This window comes from Acidovorax sp. SUPP950 (assembly GCF_030158935.1).
Classification (GTDB): domain Bacteria; phylum Pseudomonadota; class Gammaproteobacteria; order Burkholderiales; family Burkholderiaceae_C; genus Paracidovorax.
The window spans coordinates 130010-144731 of the sequence record NZ_BQXE01000004.1 but is presented as its reverse complement, the minus strand read 5'-3'; the positions used below and the strand labels follow the sequence as shown (position 1 = coordinate 144731).

The following is a 14722-nucleotide window of genomic DNA, read 5'->3' as shown; positions in this document are numbered from 1 at the left end:
CTTCCGTAAGTAACTTGGCCTTCTAGGCCTCTGGCGCTTGTCCTGTGGGCGTTGGCAGCTATCATTTTTATGTCCCAATTTGATCGATATGGCTCCTCACGGGGTGTGAGCCGCAACGCCGTGATCGCAGGCTCCGTCGTGCTGCTGCATGTGGCCGGATTGTGGGCACTGCAGTCGGGCCTGCTGCGCAAGGCCGCAGAGGTCATCGTGCCTGCCGAGGTACTGAGCGAATTCATCACGCCGCCAGCGCCCCCTGCTCCACCCGTTCCACCGCCACCCAAGCCGGCGCCGCCGCCTCCGCCAAAACCAGCCCCAAAAGCGCCTGCCCCGCGTCCGGCGCCCATGCCGGTGGCCATTCCCGACCCCACGCCTGCGCCCAATGCGCCCACCGGGATTACCGAACCCCAGCCGCCTGCGCCCCCCATCGCGGCACCCATGGCGCCCCCTGCACCGCCGCCCGCTCCTCCCGCGCCGCCGGCCCCTCCCAAGATCGAGTTGCCTTCCAGCGATGCGGCCTACCTGAACAATCCCAGACCGACCTACCCCGCCATCAGCAAGCGGCTGGGTGAACAAGGCAAGGTCGTGTTGCGTGTGCTCATCGGCACGGACGGGCTTCCGCAGAAGGTGGAAATCAACAAGTCCAGCGGCTTCGACCGGCTGGACCGCCAAGCACAGGAAGCCGTGATGCGCTGGCGCTTCGTGCCGGGCAAACGCAACGGCGAGCCCGAGACCATGTGGAACCTGGTCCCCGTCAATTTTGTTCTCGAATAATTTTCAGGAGTTTTCATGGAATCGCATTTCGGCATTGCCAACGTTTGGATCCAGGGTGACTTTGTCACCCGCGCTGTTGCCGTGCTGTTGCTCGGCATGTCTCTGGCCTCCTGGATCGTCATCCTGATCAAGGCGATGGACATCTTCCGCTTCAAGAAACATGCGCGTGGTGCACGCGATTTCTGGCATAGCGAAGACTTCGCCGCCGGCCTGAGCAAGCTCGGCGACGACCCTGCCAACCCCTTCCGCCATCTGGCCCTGGAAGGGCGCGAAGCCACGGCGCACCACCGCAATACCAAGGCGCATCTGCATGACAGCCTGGATGTGAGCGACTGGGTCACGCGCAGCCTGCGCAACTGCATCGACGAGTTCACGGCCCGCGTGCAATCGCGCCTGGCGGTGCTGGCCTCGGTCGGCTCGACCGCTCCGTTCATCGGCCTGTTCGGCACCGTCTGGGGCATCTACCACGCGCTGGTGGCGATCGGCACTTCGGGCCAATCGACCATCGACAAGGTGGCCGGCCCGATCGGCGAGGCACTGATCATGACGGCCCTCGGCTTGGCCGTGGCGATTCCTGCCGTGCTGGGCTACAACGCGCTGGTGCGGGGAAACAAGTCCATCCTGAACAACCTGAACAGCTTCGCGCATGACCTGCACGCCTACTTCGTGACAGGCGCACGCGTCAGCGCCCCTGGCGAACAAGCCAAGGTGCTGCCGATCAAGAAGGGCTGAAACATGTCTTTCGGAACCCAGGACGACTCCGACGAGGTGATGAACGAAATCAACATGACGCCGCTGGTGGACGTCATGCTGGTGCTGCTCATCATCTTCATCATCACGGTGCCAGTGATGAAGCACGCCGTGCCGGTGGACTTGCCACGTGCCTCCAATCAGCGCGAAGACGTCAAGCCCGAGACCATCCGCCTGAGTGTCACCGCCGATGGCAAATACCACTGGAACGAACTGACGATCAGCGACGACGAGCTCGAACCCCGCCTCAAGGCCGAAGCGGTCAAGGATCCGCAACCCGATCTGCACATCCGTGGCGACAAGGAGGTCCGCTATGAGCGCGTGGCACAGGCCATGTCTGCCGCCCAGCGGGCCGGCGTGCGCAAGATCGGGTTCGTGACCGAGCCCCAGTGATAAATATTTACAAGATAGGCAAGCGCGTCACTTGACGAACAATTGAGAATGGTTATCATTAACCCAATCGCAAAGCACAGAGGATTTCTCATGCACGCCAGTCTCAACGCCCTGCCTTCTTCGTCTTTTTTTGGCTCCGCCGTCTTTCAGGAGCGCGAGCCGTCCGGCGCCGCGCATCTGGCAAGCTCCGCACCGGCCGTCGATAGCCGGGAGCTGCTCAAAGGCCAGAAGACCGTGGCCATCTGCCACAACGGTTCGGTCTACCGCCTGCAGGCCACCAAACTGGGCAAACTGATTCTGACCAAATAGGTTTCATCGTGGGGCGACTCCAGGGCACCTCAGTGCCTGAAGGGTCGTATTTGCCAGCCAACGGGTTGCCCGCGTAGCCAGGCTTTTTTTCTCACCACCCCAAAAACAAAACCGGCCCTACAGGCCGGTTTTTTTATATGCCATGCGGATCCGGTGTCTGCCGCGCGTCATGTCCACTACGGCATTGGCTGGGCATCCCGACCACCGCCGATTCAAAGGCCCAATGCGGCGATGCCTGCCTTGGCGATTTGCGCATCTTCCGTTGATTTCACGCCACTCACCCCCACTGCGCCCAGGCACTGGCCGTCCTTCATGATGGGCACGCCGCCTTCCAGCAGGCCGTCGATGAATGGAGCACTCAGAAACGCGGTACGGCCACCGTTGACGATGTCTTCGTAGACCTTGCTTTCACGGCGTCCCAGCGCGGCCGTGCGGGCCTTCCCGGGAGCGATGTGGGACGACACCGGAGCGGCCCCATCCAGGCGCTGAAGGGACAGCAGATGCCCACCATCGTCCACGATGGCAATCGTGACCGCCCATTGGTTCTTGAGGGCTTCGGCCTCGGCCGCCGCAGCGATCTTCTTGACATCGGCGGCTTCGAGTTCGGGTTTGTTTTTCATGGCGGTAGCAGTCCAGTCCAGTTCAAATCAGGGAAGGCAGGGCCGATGGCCCAACGAAGTCCACGAGCATACCGGCTCCCCATGGCGGCGCTCTGCGGGCCCAAGGCAAAAGACTGCATCCTTAAAGTACGGGATCGAGAGAGGGTATTTGAAAGCGCCGAGATCGGCACCACCTAGAATTTGTACGTCTGCGCTGTGCAGGCCTCAAAGGAGAGATAGAAGATGAACGACCAAGTCACCACCCTGGGCTCAGCGGGATATGGGGTCTCGCAGGAGCAGCGGCAGAAAGTGCTGCGCAATACCTATTGGCTGCTTGCGCTGAGCATGCTGCCGACGGTGCTGGGCGCGTGGGTCGGCGTCGCAACCGGCATCACCCAGTCGCTGCGTGGCGGCGTCGGGCTGATCGTGTTCCTGGGTGGCGCTTTCGCCTTCATGTATGCGATCGAGAAGACCAAGCACTCTGCTGCGGGCGTTCCCGTGCTGCTGGCCTTCACGTTCTTCATGGGGCTGATGCTGTCTCGCCTGATCGGCATGGTGCTGGGCTTCAAGAACGGTACCGATCTGATCATGACCGCCTTTGCCGGCACGGCAGGCGTGTTCTTCGTGATGGCCACCCTGGCCAGCGTGATCAAGCGCGATCTGTCAGGCATGGGCAAATGGCTGTTCGTGGGTGCGATGGTGCTCATGGTCGGCGCCATCATCAACGTGTTCGTCGGCTCTTCGGCCGGAATGATGGCAATCTCGGTCGCCGCCATCGGCATCTTCAGCGCCTACATGCTGTATGACCTCAAGCAGATCCTGGACGGTGGCGAGACCAACTACATCAGTGCCACGCTGGCCCTGTACCTGGACATCTTCAACGTGTTCCAAAGCCTGCTGGCCCTGCTGGGCATCGCGGGTGGCGAGCGCGATTGATGCGCTGCTCTGATTGAACGTTGACGTAAAAAAGGCCTCGCAAGAGGCCTTTTTTCATGGTGCGGGGGGTGTTGCATCAATGCGTTCGGGAATATTCCACGGAAAAGCAGGGCCTCGCCCTCAATCCTCCAGGCGCCGTGCCGATAATCAAACCACATGGCTCATTTTCCAGCCCCCCTCCTCCGTCCGCGCTACGCCGCAGCATCCCTGGCATTGGTGCTTTTGTCCGGCTGCGAGATTCCGGGCCTGGGACCCGATCCCCGAGTGGTTCAGAAGGAGGCCGAAGCCAAGGCGATCGGCGGCGCCTGCCGGCATGCGCTGCGCGGCCTGGAGGATTGCTTCACGCTGAACCCCAAGGCCGCCAAGGCCTCGGTCTTTGCCGGCTGGAAAGACATGGATCAGTACATGCGTGACAACAAGCTCGAGGGCTCGCCCTCGGTGCTGGGCAAGCTGGAGGCCAAGCCCGATCGCGCCAGCCGCGGCGGTGAAGCCGGGGAGTCTGGCGAGTCCGGCGTCGCCTCCCGCAACCGCAGCTGACCGCCACACTGGTCAGCCCGCATCGACGGCACCGTCAGGCGCGCTCGAACACCGCCATGCTCTCCACGTGTGCCGTGTGGGGAAACATGTTGACCACGCCCGCGGCCACGCACCGATAGCCCGCCTGGTGCACCAGCAACCCCGCATCGCGTGCCAGCGTGGCCGGATTGCAGCTCACGTACACGATGCGCTGGGGTGGAACCCATCCTTCTGCCCCTGCCGGCAGCGCAGGCGCCTCTTCGGCACCCAGGCGTGCTTGGTGGATGTCCGCCAGGGCTTTGGCGAGGGCGAAGGCCCCTTCGCGGGGTGGGTCGACCAGCCACTTGTCCGCCACGCCATCGGCCACCAACATCTCCGGGGTCATTTCGAACAGATTCCTAGCGACGAAGTCCGTCGGGGCCAGGGGCTGTCCTTCGGCGGCCTGGGCCTGGTTGTAACGGTAGTTCTCGCGCGAACGGGCCACGAGGGCCTCGCTGCCTTCGATGCCCAGCACTTCGCGCGCCTGGGTGGCGATGGGCAGCGTGAAGTTGCCCAAGCCGCAGAACCAGTCGATCACCCGCTCCTCCTTGCGCGCGTCCAGCAGGCGCAAGGCACGCGCCACCAGGACGCGGTTGATGTGCGGGTTCACCTGGGTGAAATCCGTGGGCTTGAACGGCATGGTGATGCCGAAGTCAGGCAGTGCATAGGACAGCTGCTCGCCCTCGGCATCCAGCAGCTTCACGGTATCGGGCCCCTTGGGCTGCAGCCACCACTGCACGCCCTGCTCGGCCGCAAAGGCACGCAGCTTGACCAGGTCGTCCTCGCTCAGGGGTTCCAGGTGCCGCAGGACGAGGGCGGTGACTTGGTCGCCGCAGGCCAGCTCGATCTGGGGGCAGGTGTCGCGGGCCTCCATGGAGGCAATCAGGGCGCGCAACGGCACCAGCATGGCGCTCACATGGGGCGGCAGCACGGGGCAGACCTCCATGTCGGCGACGTAGCGGCTCTTGCGCTCGTGGAAGCCGACGAGCACCTGGCCTTTCTTGATCACGTAACGGACCGAGAGGCGCGCACGGTAGCGGTATCCCCAGGCCGGGCCTTCGATGGGCCGCATGATGGTCTCGGCCTTGACCTTGCCCAGGTGCCAGAGGTTGTCCTCCAGCACCCGCTGCTTCACGGCCACCTGGGCGGCCACGTGCAGGTGCTGCATCTTGCAGCCGCCGCAGGCCCCGGCATGCAGGCCGAAATGCGGGCAGCCCGGGCGCACGCGTTGCGACGATTCGCGGTGGATTGCCGTGAGGCTGGCCTGCTCCCAGTTATTCTTCTTGCGGTGGGTATTGGCCGTGACGAGTTCCAGGGGCAAGGCGCCGTCGATGAAGACGACCTTGCCGTCGGGCTTGCGGGCCACGCCCTGGGCGTCCATGTCCATGGACGTGACTTCCAGCCAGCCTTGCGGCCATTCGTTCGTGGGGATCGGTGTTTCTGTGGGGTCGCTCATCCCCCGATTGTCTCAGGCCGGCCGCCCTTCCCGGCGCGAGGCGTCAGCTGCGGTCGGCACGCGCGCGGCGCGGCGTGGCGGGCAGCGCTTGCACCGAAGCGCCGCCCATGGATGCAGACACGGGAAGCCGGTTGATCTCCAATTCGCAGCCGTAGTTGTCGAGCGTGAACACCAGCGTGCCGCCGGGAACCACGCGGGGAAGCGTTTCGTGCACCTGGCGGGCCAGGTCCACCGGAGGCCGTTGCGAGCGGTAAATCACCTGCTGGTCGGCGCCATAGACGAGGTAGCAGGCGGCAGACGCGCCCTGGGAGAAAAAGCCGGCCAGGAGCGCGGCGGCGGCATAGCGGATGACTGGCATGGGTGGATCCCTTCCTCGGTGCGTTATCGCAGATGAATGGCGCAGATTATTGCGGACTTCATGCCATGGCGGATCAGCGATGGGAGTCCTGGTGCGACAGACGGCGCCCCGTTCAGCCCAGATTCAGGTGGGTGGAGTGCTTGACCTCCTCCATGACGGCGTAGGTTCGCGTCTCGCGCACGCCGGGCAGTTGCCAGAGCACATGGCCGGCAAATTCGCGGTAGGCCGTCATGTCGGCCGAGCGGGTTTTGAGCAGGTAGTCGAACCCACCCGCCACCATGTGGCACTCCAGGATCTCGGGGTGCACCTGCACCGCCGCCTTGAACTGGTCGAACACATTGGGGGTCGTGCGATCCAGCAACACCTCCACGAACACCAGCAGCCCCGCCCCGAGCTTGAGCGGATTGAGCCGCGCCTCGTAACCCAAGATGTATCCGTCGCGGGTGAGACGCTGCACGCGGGACAGCACGGCCGTGGGCGACAGGGCCACGCGCTCGGCCAGTTTGAGGTTCGCGATGCGTCCGTCTTCCTGCAGCGTTTTGAGGATGCGGCGATCGATGCGATCCAGGGAAGGTTCGGAGTCTTGCATCTTTGGATTTTTATTCTGTTCTATCGGGTTTTTTTGGAAAGTAATTCAAATTAATCGCTTGCATGATGCACAGACCTCCAGCTCACTGGTTCTCCTACGCCGCCATGTCCCTCTCCGCCGACTCTGCCGCACCCGAAACCAACGATTTCGCCTTTGCGCCCCGCCCACCGGACAGCCATCCGTTGCGCCACGCCATCACCGCCGCATACCGGCGGCCCGAGCCGCAGGCACTGGCTCCCTTGCTGGATCTGGCGCGCCTGCCGGGCAGCGTGTCCGGAGACATCCAGGCGCTGGCCCTGCGCCTGGCCGACACGTTGCGCCATCGCAAGAGCGCTGGCGGACGGGCGGGCATCGTGCAGGGCTTGCTGCAGGAGTTCGCCCTGTCTTCACAAGAAGGGGTTGCACTCATGTGCCTGGCCGAGGCCCTGCTGCGCATTCCCGACAGTGCAACGCGCGACGCGTTGATCCGCGACAAGATCCGCTCGGGCGACTGGGAGCCCCACCTGGGCAAGAGCCCCTCGCTGTTCGTGAACGCCGCCACCTGGGGGCTGCTGCTCACCGGCAAGCTGGTGGCCACGCACAGCGAGCGCGGCCTGACCTCCGCACTGCGGCGCCTGACCGCCAAGGGCGGCGAGCCCCTCATCCGCAAGGGCGTGGACATGGCGATGCGCATGATGGGCGAGCAGTTCGTCACGGGCGAAACGATCGAACAGGCGCTGTCCAATGCCCGCGCGATGGAGGCACAGGGCTTTCGCTACTCCTACGACATGCTGGGCGAGGCCGCGCTGACCGCCGACGATGCGGCGCGCTACCTGCGTTCCTACGTGGAGGCGATCCATGCCATCGGCAAGGCATCCGCCGGCCGCGGGGTTTACGAGGGTCCCGGCATCTCGATCAAGCTGTCGGCGCTGCATCCGCGATACAGCCGGGCGCAATATGCCCGCGTGATGGACGAGCTGTACCCCAAGGTACTGCAACTGGTCGAGCTGGCCCGCCAGTACGACATCGGACTGAACATCGACGCCGAAGAGGCCGACCGGCTGGAGCTGTCGCTCGACCTGCTGGAGCGGCTGTGCCGCGCCCCGTCGCTGGCGGGCTGGAACGGCATCGGCTTCGTCATCCAGGCCTACCAGAAGCGCTGTCCGCACGTGATCGACTGGGTGATCGACCTGGCCCGCAACACCGGGCACCGCCTGATGATCCGCCTGGTCAAGGGCGCCTACTGGGACAGCGAGATCAAACGCGCTCAGCTGGACGGCCTGTCCGACTACCCGGTGTACACCCGCAAGGCCCACACCGACGTCTCCTACATCGCCTGCGCACGCAAACTGCTCGCCGCCACCGACATGGTGTACCCCCAGTTCGCCACGCACAACGCGCAGACGCTGGCCACCATTTACCAGCTCGCGGGCCCCAGCTACCAGCCTGGACAGTACGAGTTCCAGTGCCTGCACGGCATGGGCGAGCCGCTGTACGAGCAGGTGGTGGGCGCACCATCGGACGGCAAGCTGGGCCGCCCCTGCCGCATCTACGCGCCGGTGGGCACACACGAAACCTTGCTCGCCTACCTCGTGCGCCGATTGCTGGAAAACGGTGCCAACACCTCGTTCGTGAACCGCGTGGCCGACACCACGCTGGCGCTGGAATCGCTCGTGAGCGACCCCGTCGCCACGGTGGATGCCGCCGCGGCGGCGGAAGGCACCACCGCCCTGCCCCATCCCCGCATTCCGCTGCCCAAGGACCTGTACGGAGCCCGCCGCGCCAATTCGGCGGGGGTGGACCTGTCCAACGAATCCGTGCTGGCCCGGCTGTCGAATGCGCTGGCCGCTGAAAGGCAGCAGTTCTGGCAGGCCGAGCCCCTCATCGACGGGCCGGTGGCCGATGCAGGCACGACGCTGGCGGTGCGCAACCCTGCAGACCCCACCGATGTCGTGGGCCACGTGCAGGAGGCGACCGAGGCCGATGTGGACTGCGCGCTGCAGGCTGCCTGCGATGCCGGCCTCGCCTGGGCCGCCATGGCGCCCGGCGCACGGGCCGCTGCGCTGCGGCGCACCGCCGGACTGCTGGAGGCGGGCCTGCCCCAGCTGATGAGCCTGCTGATGCGCGAGGCCGGCAAGACCTGCGCCAACGCGGTGGCCGAAGTGCGCGAGGCGGTGGACTTCCTGCGCTACTACGCCGTGCAGACCGAGGGCCATTTCGACAACGAAACCCACCGCCCGCTCGGCCCCGTGGTCTGCATCAGCCCATGGAATTTTCCGCTCGCCATCTTCATGGGACAGGTGGCCGCCGCCCTGGCCGCCGGCAACACCGTGCTGGCCAAACCGGCGGAGCAAACCCCGCTGATCGCAGCCGAAGCCGTGCGCCTGCTGCATGAAGCGGGCGTGCCGCAAGGTGCGGTGCAACTGCTGCCAGGGCGTGGCGAGACGGTGGGCGCCCGGCTGGTGGGCGATGCCCGTGTGATGGGCGTGATGTTCACCGGTTCCACCGAAGTCGCGCGCATCCTGCAGCGCAGCGTGGCCGGACGGCTCGACGCGCACGGCCGCCCGATTCCGCTGATTGCCGAAACCGGCGGGCAGAACGCGATGATCGTGGACTCCTCCGCGCTGGTGGAGCAGGTGGTGGGCGACGTGGTGGCCTCGGCCTTTGACAGCGCCGGCCAGCGCTGCTCCGCCCTGCGCGTGCTGTGCGTGCAGACCGATGCAGCCGACCGCGTGATCACCATGCTCAAGGGCGCCATGGCCGAATTGACCGTGGGCGATCCCGGCCTGCTGGCGGTGGACGTGGGCCCGGTGATCGACGAAGAGGCCCGCGCCGTCATCGAGCAGCATGTGGCCACGCTGCGCGCCCAGGGGCGCGCCGTATTCCGCCCAACGGTGGATGCCGAAGTGCTGGCGCGCGGCACCTTCGTCGTCCCGACGCTGATCGAGCTGTCCAGCATCGGCGAGCTCAAGCGCGAAGTGTTCGGCCCTGTGCTGCACGTGGTGCGCTACGCCAGCGATGGGCTGGACACCCTGCTCGACCAGATCAACGCGACGGGCTACGGCCTCACACAGGGGCTGCACACGCGCATCGACGAGACGGTGGAGCGCGTGGTGCGCCGCGCGCACGCGGGCAATGTCTATGTGAACCGCAACATGGTGGGCGCCGTCGTGGGCGTACAGCCTTTCGGTGGCGAGGGGCTGTCGGGCACGGGTCCCAAGGCCGGCGGGCCGCTGTACCTGCTGCGCCTGCTGTCCCAACACCCGGCCGACGCCGCGCGTACCGCCATCGGCAGCACGGCCGCCGCCCCACCGGACGCCGCTGCGCGCGCCGTGCTGCAGGCACCGCTGCAGGCGCTGGCCGACTGGGCACCGGGCGCAGGCCATGCCACGCTGGCAGCGGCCTGCAAGGCCTTGGCCGATGCCGCGGTGGCCGGCCTGGCTTGCACCCTGCCGGGCCCCACGGGCGAGCGCAACCAATACACGCTGGCGCCGCGTGCCCGCACGCTCTGCCTGGCCGACAACGACAGCGATCAGTTGACCCAGCTGGCGGCGGTGTTGGCGGTCGGGGGCAGCGCGGTGTGGCCGGCGGCCGAAGCCAGCGCCCTGCATGCCCGGCTGCCCGCCAGCGTGCAAACACGCGTGGCCTTGGTGAACGACTGGCGCAGTCCCGGCGTGGCGCTGGACGCCGTGCTGCACCAGGGGAGCGCCGAAGCACTGGCGGCACTGTGCCAGCAGATGGCGCAGCGGCCGGGCCCCATCGTGGGCATTACCACGCTGGCAGGGGGGACCACGGTGGTGCCGCTGGAGCGGCTGGTGATTGAACGCGCCCTGAGCGTGAACACCGCAGCGGCGGGCGGCAATGCCAGCCTGATGACCATGGCCTGACGCGCGGCAAAGGGGCCCCTGGTCAAAATGGCCTCCAGAGCATGATTGACTAGGGCATATTGCTATAAATTTAATAGCGATCGATCATCAGCTGCTAATGGCCACGCGCGGTCGAAGCCCGCGGTGCACGGGCTGCTGGCCTACCGCTGCGGCACAGGCTCATCCTGCGGATGCGCCAGCCCTCGCATGATCTGAACGACCTGTGGCTGGTCCACCAGCACGCACGGTTTGCCCGTGCGCTTGCAGTGGTCCTGCACCCGCCAATAGTCGTCATGGCCGACGCAGCCGGTCTGGCAGATGACGAAGTCGGCGGCGATCAGGCTGGCTTCCAGCGCCGCATTTCCGCCGGACAATGCGGCGGCGCTTTCTTCCACCGCCGCTTCCGGCTTGCGGCCCACCGGCTGCGCGATCAGGCTGCCCGCGGCATCCGGCGCAATGCAGACCACGGACCGCATGGCCCCTGGCTGGGCCGATAGCGTTTCACTCGCTACCGCCCGCAACGCCATGGCGGGCACAGGCATGGTGTGATGGGAGCGTGCGGCCCGCCACTGCCAGTGCAGCACCTCGTGCATCAGCTCATGAATGCGCTGCCCCAGGGCTTCGATCTGCCGGCCCATGGCGCGCCGCCGAGCCGGGCCCTGGAGCGCAGCGGCGTTCCCTTCGGCGGCTTCCTCGCGGGCGAATGCCAGCGCCGTCTCGGCCACGATGGCCCGTGCCCGCAGGCGGATGGCCTGGGCCTGCAGACGCTCGATCTCGGTGGCTTGCATGGTCAGCAGGCGGCTGCAGCGAATCTGCGCCCGCCCATACCCGTCCAGAAGGACCCGGTGTTCCTCGATGAGATCTTCCAACGGCGTGGCGGTCATCTGCGCTCCCTTTTTCAAACCGATGCGGGACGAGCCCGATGTCCAGCGCGGCGCATCGGGCTGCGCCCCTGCTCGACCCGCAGTGAACTGCTGAGGTGCCGCTGCGATCGCGGCATATTTGATTGATAACCATTCTCATTTAATGATACACTGGCGTCAATCGTTGACCAGGGCCTTCGGTGGCTTCTTCTCAGAATCCACCGCTAAGCCCGGTCAGCCCCCAACCGGTTTCATCGTGGGGCGACTCCCGGACTCTCCGTCCGACGGGTCGTTTTTTGCCAGCCAACGGGCGTGCTCGCGTAGCCAGGCTTTTTTTGCGATGAATGCATCCGTTCGAACGAATGAACGGCGTCCTTTGCAGACTGCAAATGCCGCGCGGCCTTCACCGGCGTGCGAGCGCCTGCCGCCAGCACCATTCCCTCGCCCTTGCCGGCAGCCCTGGGGCCGGCGCCAGCCTCCATGGCCCCTGCGCCAGGGGCCATGGATCGTCCGCATCAACCGAACACGATCTCGAAATCGCTGTCCGATGCGCTGAGCTGGATCTGGCGGATCACGTGCGCGTCCACGGACGATTGCAGGAACTGCATGGCCAAGCGCGGCAGCAGGTTCTGCGTGATGATGCCGTCCACCATGCGCGCGCCGGATTCGACCTCGCTGCAGCGCTGGCGGATCAGCTGCACCGCGGCCTCGTCGAACGTGAACTGCGCGTTGTGCCGCTCCAGGATGCGCGTCTGAATGCGCTGCAGCTGCAGGCGGATGATCTGGTCCAACATCGCGTCGGAGATGGGGAAGTACGGCACCACCACCAGCCGGCCCAGTAGCGCGGCCGGAAAATTTTCGAGCAGCGGCTGGCGCACGGCCTTGGCAAGCGCCTCGGGCGGCGGCACCAGATCGGGGTCGCGGCACATGCCGGCGATCAACTCCGAACCCACGTTGGAGGTCAGGATGATCACCGTGTTCTTGAAATCGATGTAACGTCCTTCCCCGTCTTCCATCCAACCCTTGTCGAACACCTGGAAGAACAGTTCATGCACGTCGGGGTGGGCCTTCTCGATCTCATCGAGCAGCACCACGCTGTAGGGGCGGCGGCGCACGGCCTCGGTCAGCACGCCGCCTTCGCCATAGCCCACGTATCCGGGCGGCGCGCCCTTCAGGGTCGAGACCGTGTGCGCTTCCTGGAACTCGCTCATGTTGATGGTGATGAGGTTCTGCTCGCCACCGTACAGCGCCTCGGCGAGCGAAAGCGCGGTCTCGGTCTTGCCAACGCCCGACGGACCCGCCAGCAGAAACACGCCGATGGGCTTGCCCGGATTGTCCAGTTGCGCGCGGGCGGTCTGGATGCGCCGCGTGATGGCCTCCAGGCCGTGCCGCTGGCCGATCACCCGCTTTTCCAGCGTGTCCGCGAGCGTGAGCACCGATTTGACCTCGTCGCGCACCATGCGGCCCACCGGAATGCCGGTCCATTCCGCCACCACGGCGGCCACCACGCTGGCATCGACCACGGGCTGCAGCAGCGGGTCCTCGCCCTGCATGCGCAGCAGTTCACCGCGCAGGCCGCTCAACTGGTGGACAGCCGCGGGGTCCGCACCATCGCCCTGCGCTGGCGCTGGCTCCGAAGCGGCCGGGCTCTGCGCATCGGCGGGTGCCACGGTGCCGCCCTGCGCCGCAGCTTGGGCCGCGGCCTCCTTGGCCACGCGGCGGGACAGCACGGCTGCCTCCGCGTCCACGATCTGCTGCACCATGGCCTTTTCGCTTTCGAAGCGGGCCTTGAGCACCTCATGCTCCGCCTCCAGCCGCGCCAGCGACGCATTGATTTCGTCGAAGCGTTCGGTCTCGCCCACGCCCAGGTCCAGTTCGCGCTGCACGATGTCCTTTTCGACCGCCAGCGACTCCAGTTGCCGGATCACGGCCTCCAGGCGCGCCGGGGTGGCATGCAGGCCCATCGCCACGCGCGAGCAGGCGGTGTCCAGCAGGCTCACCGCCTTGTCCGGCAGTTGCCGCGAGGGGATGTAGCGGTGCGACAGGCTGACGGCGGCAGCCACCGCGTCGTCGCCGATGCGCACGCGGTGGTGGCCTTCCAGCTTGGCGGCCACGCCACGCAGCATGAGCACGGCCTTGGCTTCGTCCGGCTCGTGGATCTGCACGAGCTGGAAGCGCCGGGTGAGCGCCGGGTCTTTCTCGATGTACTTTTTGTACTCGGCCCAGGTGGTGGCGCCGATGGTGCGCAGCACGCCGCGCGCGAGCGCCGGCTTGAGCAGGTTGGCCGCATCGCCTGTGCCGGCCTGACCGCCCGCGCCGATCAGCGTATGGACCTCGTCGATGAAGAGCACGATGGGCGCCGTGCTGGCCTGCACCTCGTCCAGCAGGGCCCGCAGTCGGTTCTCGAACTCGCCCTTCATGCTGGCGCCGGCCTGCAGCAGGCCGATGTCCACGACGCGCAGCTGCACGTCCTTGAGTGGCGGCGGCACGTCGCCCGCCGCGATGCGCAGCGCCAGGCCTTCGACCACGGCCGTCTTGCCCACGCCGGCCTCACCGACGAGGATCGGGTTGTTCTGGCGGCGGCGCATCAGGATGTCGACCATCTGGCGGACTTCTTCGTCGCGCCCGGTGACGGGGTCCAGCTCTTGCTGGCGCGCGCGCTCGGTCAGATCGACCGTGTATTTCTGCAACGCCTCGCCACGCCCCGTGCCGGCCGGGCCTGTGGCACCACTGGCCTCGCCGGGCACGCCCGAGAGGCCGGAACCGTCTGCCGCGCCCAGGCGCGATTCCGGCGAATCGGGCAGCAGCCGCGCGAACGCGTCGCTCAAGGCCGGCTCCGTCAAGCGGCCCAGTTCGCTGGAGATGGCCCGCAATTCATTGGCCAGCGCACGCGTGCGCACCATGCCGGAGAGCCAGTAGGCACTGCGGATCTGGGACTCGCCGAACATCAGCGTGGCATAGACCCAGCCGCGCTCGATGGCGGTCTCGATCTGGGCCGAGAAATCGCTGATCGAGGTGGCCCCGCGAGGAAGACGGTCCAGGCTCTGCAGCACGTCGGCCGCGAGCTTTTCGGCATCGATCTCGAAGTGCCGGAACACGCGCACCAGATCGGAATCGGTTTCCTGCAGCAGTTGGTGCAGCCAGTGCACCAGCTCCACATACGGGTTGCCGCGCAGTTTGCAGAACACCGTAGCGCTTTCCAGCGACTTGAACAGCAGGGGATTCAATTTTCCGAAAAGGGCTTGCCGGCTAATTTCAGACATGGGACCTCGGTGAGTCAGTTTTTAAAAAGGGAACG

13 protein-coding genes are annotated in these 14722 nt (G+C 66.1%); 7 read left to right on the top strand and 6 right to left on the bottom strand.

Going from position 1 to position 14722, the window contains the following annotated elements; translation table 11 throughout:
* The first annotated feature begins 69 nt into the window (after positions 1 to 69).
* From AVME950_RS17590 to hemP, 4 genes are all read left to right on the top strand, one after another.
* Positions 70 to 771 carry an energy transducer TonB gene (locus tag AVME950_RS17590; RefSeq protein WP_284430807.1) on the top strand — a complete coding sequence of 234 codons (702 nt, stop codon included), beginning with the start codon at positions 70 to 72 and terminating at the stop codon, positions 769 to 771.
* A gap of 15 nt (positions 772 to 786) precedes the next feature.
* Positions 787 to 1503, top strand: a complete 717-nt coding sequence (locus AVME950_RS17585) for a MotA/TolQ/ExbB proton channel family protein (protein ID WP_284430806.1) — start codon at positions 787 to 789, stop codon at positions 1501 to 1503.
* A gap of 3 nt (positions 1504 to 1506) precedes the next feature.
* Complete coding sequence (locus AVME950_RS17580) at positions 1507 to 1914, top strand: ExbD/TolR family protein (protein ID WP_284430805.1); 408 nt, start codon at positions 1507 to 1509, stop codon at positions 1912 to 1914.
* Positions 1915 to 2004: 90 nt separating this feature from the next.
* Positions 2005 to 2223 (top strand): hemin uptake protein HemP, encoded by a 219-nt coding sequence (gene hemP, locus AVME950_RS17575; protein ID WP_092745014.1) that lies wholly within the window; start codon positions 2005 to 2007, stop codon positions 2221 to 2223.
* Between the two features lie 212 nt (positions 2224 to 2435).
* Here the strand turns inward: hemP and AVME950_RS17570 are convergent, their stop codons facing one another.
* A complete protein-coding gene (locus AVME950_RS17570) occupies positions 2436 to 2843 on the bottom strand; it encodes a GlcG/HbpS family heme-binding protein (RefSeq protein WP_092745095.1) in 408 nt (135 codons plus the stop codon).
* 222 nt (positions 2844 to 3065) lie between these two features.
* On the opposite strand from AVME950_RS17570, the gene AVME950_RS17565 reads away from it, so the two are divergent.
* Both AVME950_RS17565 and AVME950_RS17560 read left to right on the top strand, forming a co-directional pair.
* Positions 3066 to 3758, top strand: coding sequence for a Bax inhibitor-1/YccA family protein (locus tag AVME950_RS17565; RefSeq protein ID WP_272563846.1), 693 nt, complete (start codon positions 3066 to 3068; stop codon positions 3756 to 3758).
* A gap of 156 nt (positions 3759 to 3914) precedes the next feature.
* Positions 3915 to 4295, top strand: coding sequence for a hypothetical protein (locus tag AVME950_RS17560; RefSeq protein ID WP_284430804.1), 381 nt, complete (start codon positions 3915 to 3917; stop codon positions 4293 to 4295).
* 34 nt (positions 4296 to 4329) lie between these two features.
* Here the strand turns inward: AVME950_RS17560 and rlmD are convergent, their stop codons facing one another.
* The 3 genes from rlmD to AVME950_RS17545 all read right to left on the bottom strand — a co-directional run bounded on the left by rlmD (position 4330) and on the right by AVME950_RS17545 (position 6716).
* Positions 4330 to 5769 carry a 23S rRNA (uracil(1939)-C(5))-methyltransferase RlmD gene (gene rlmD / locus AVME950_RS17555; RefSeq protein WP_284430803.1) on the bottom strand — a complete coding sequence of 480 codons (1440 nt, stop codon included), beginning with the start codon at positions 5767 to 5769 and terminating at the stop codon, positions 4330 to 4332.
* 43 nt (positions 5770 to 5812) lie between these two features.
* Positions 5813 to 6127, bottom strand: a complete 315-nt coding sequence (locus AVME950_RS17550) for a hypothetical protein (protein ID WP_284430802.1) — start codon at positions 6125 to 6127, stop codon at positions 5813 to 5815.
* Between the two features lie 112 nt (positions 6128 to 6239).
* Positions 6240 to 6716 carry an Lrp/AsnC ligand binding domain-containing protein gene (locus tag AVME950_RS17545; protein ID WP_284430801.1) on the bottom strand — a complete coding sequence of 159 codons (477 nt, stop codon included), beginning with the start codon at positions 6714 to 6716 and terminating at the stop codon, positions 6240 to 6242.
* A 104-nt stretch (positions 6717 to 6820) separates the two neighbouring features.
* Between AVME950_RS17545 and putA the strand changes: the two genes are divergently transcribed.
* The gene (putA, locus tag AVME950_RS17540) at positions 6821 to 10582 is read left to right on the top strand and encodes a trifunctional transcriptional regulator/proline dehydrogenase/L-glutamate gamma-semialdehyde dehydrogenase (protein ID WP_284430800.1); all 3762 of its coding nucleotides are present in this window, start codon (positions 6821 to 6823) and stop codon (positions 10580 to 10582) included.
* 140 nt (positions 10583 to 10722) lie between these two features.
* Here putA and AVME950_RS17535 read toward each other — a convergent pair whose 3' ends face one another.
* Both AVME950_RS17535 and tssH read right to left on the bottom strand, forming a co-directional pair.
* On the bottom strand, positions 10723 to 11445 hold the full coding sequence (locus AVME950_RS17535; protein WP_284430799.1) for a DUF2325 domain-containing protein: 723 nt from the start codon (positions 11443 to 11445) through the stop codon (positions 10723 to 10725).
* A gap of 494 nt (positions 11446 to 11939) precedes the next feature.
* Entirely contained in the window at positions 11940 to 14687 is a 2748-nt protein-coding gene (tssH, locus tag AVME950_RS17530; protein ID WP_284430798.1) for a type VI secretion system ATPase TssH, read from the bottom strand.
* Between the last annotated feature and the right edge of the window lie 35 nt (positions 14688 to 14722).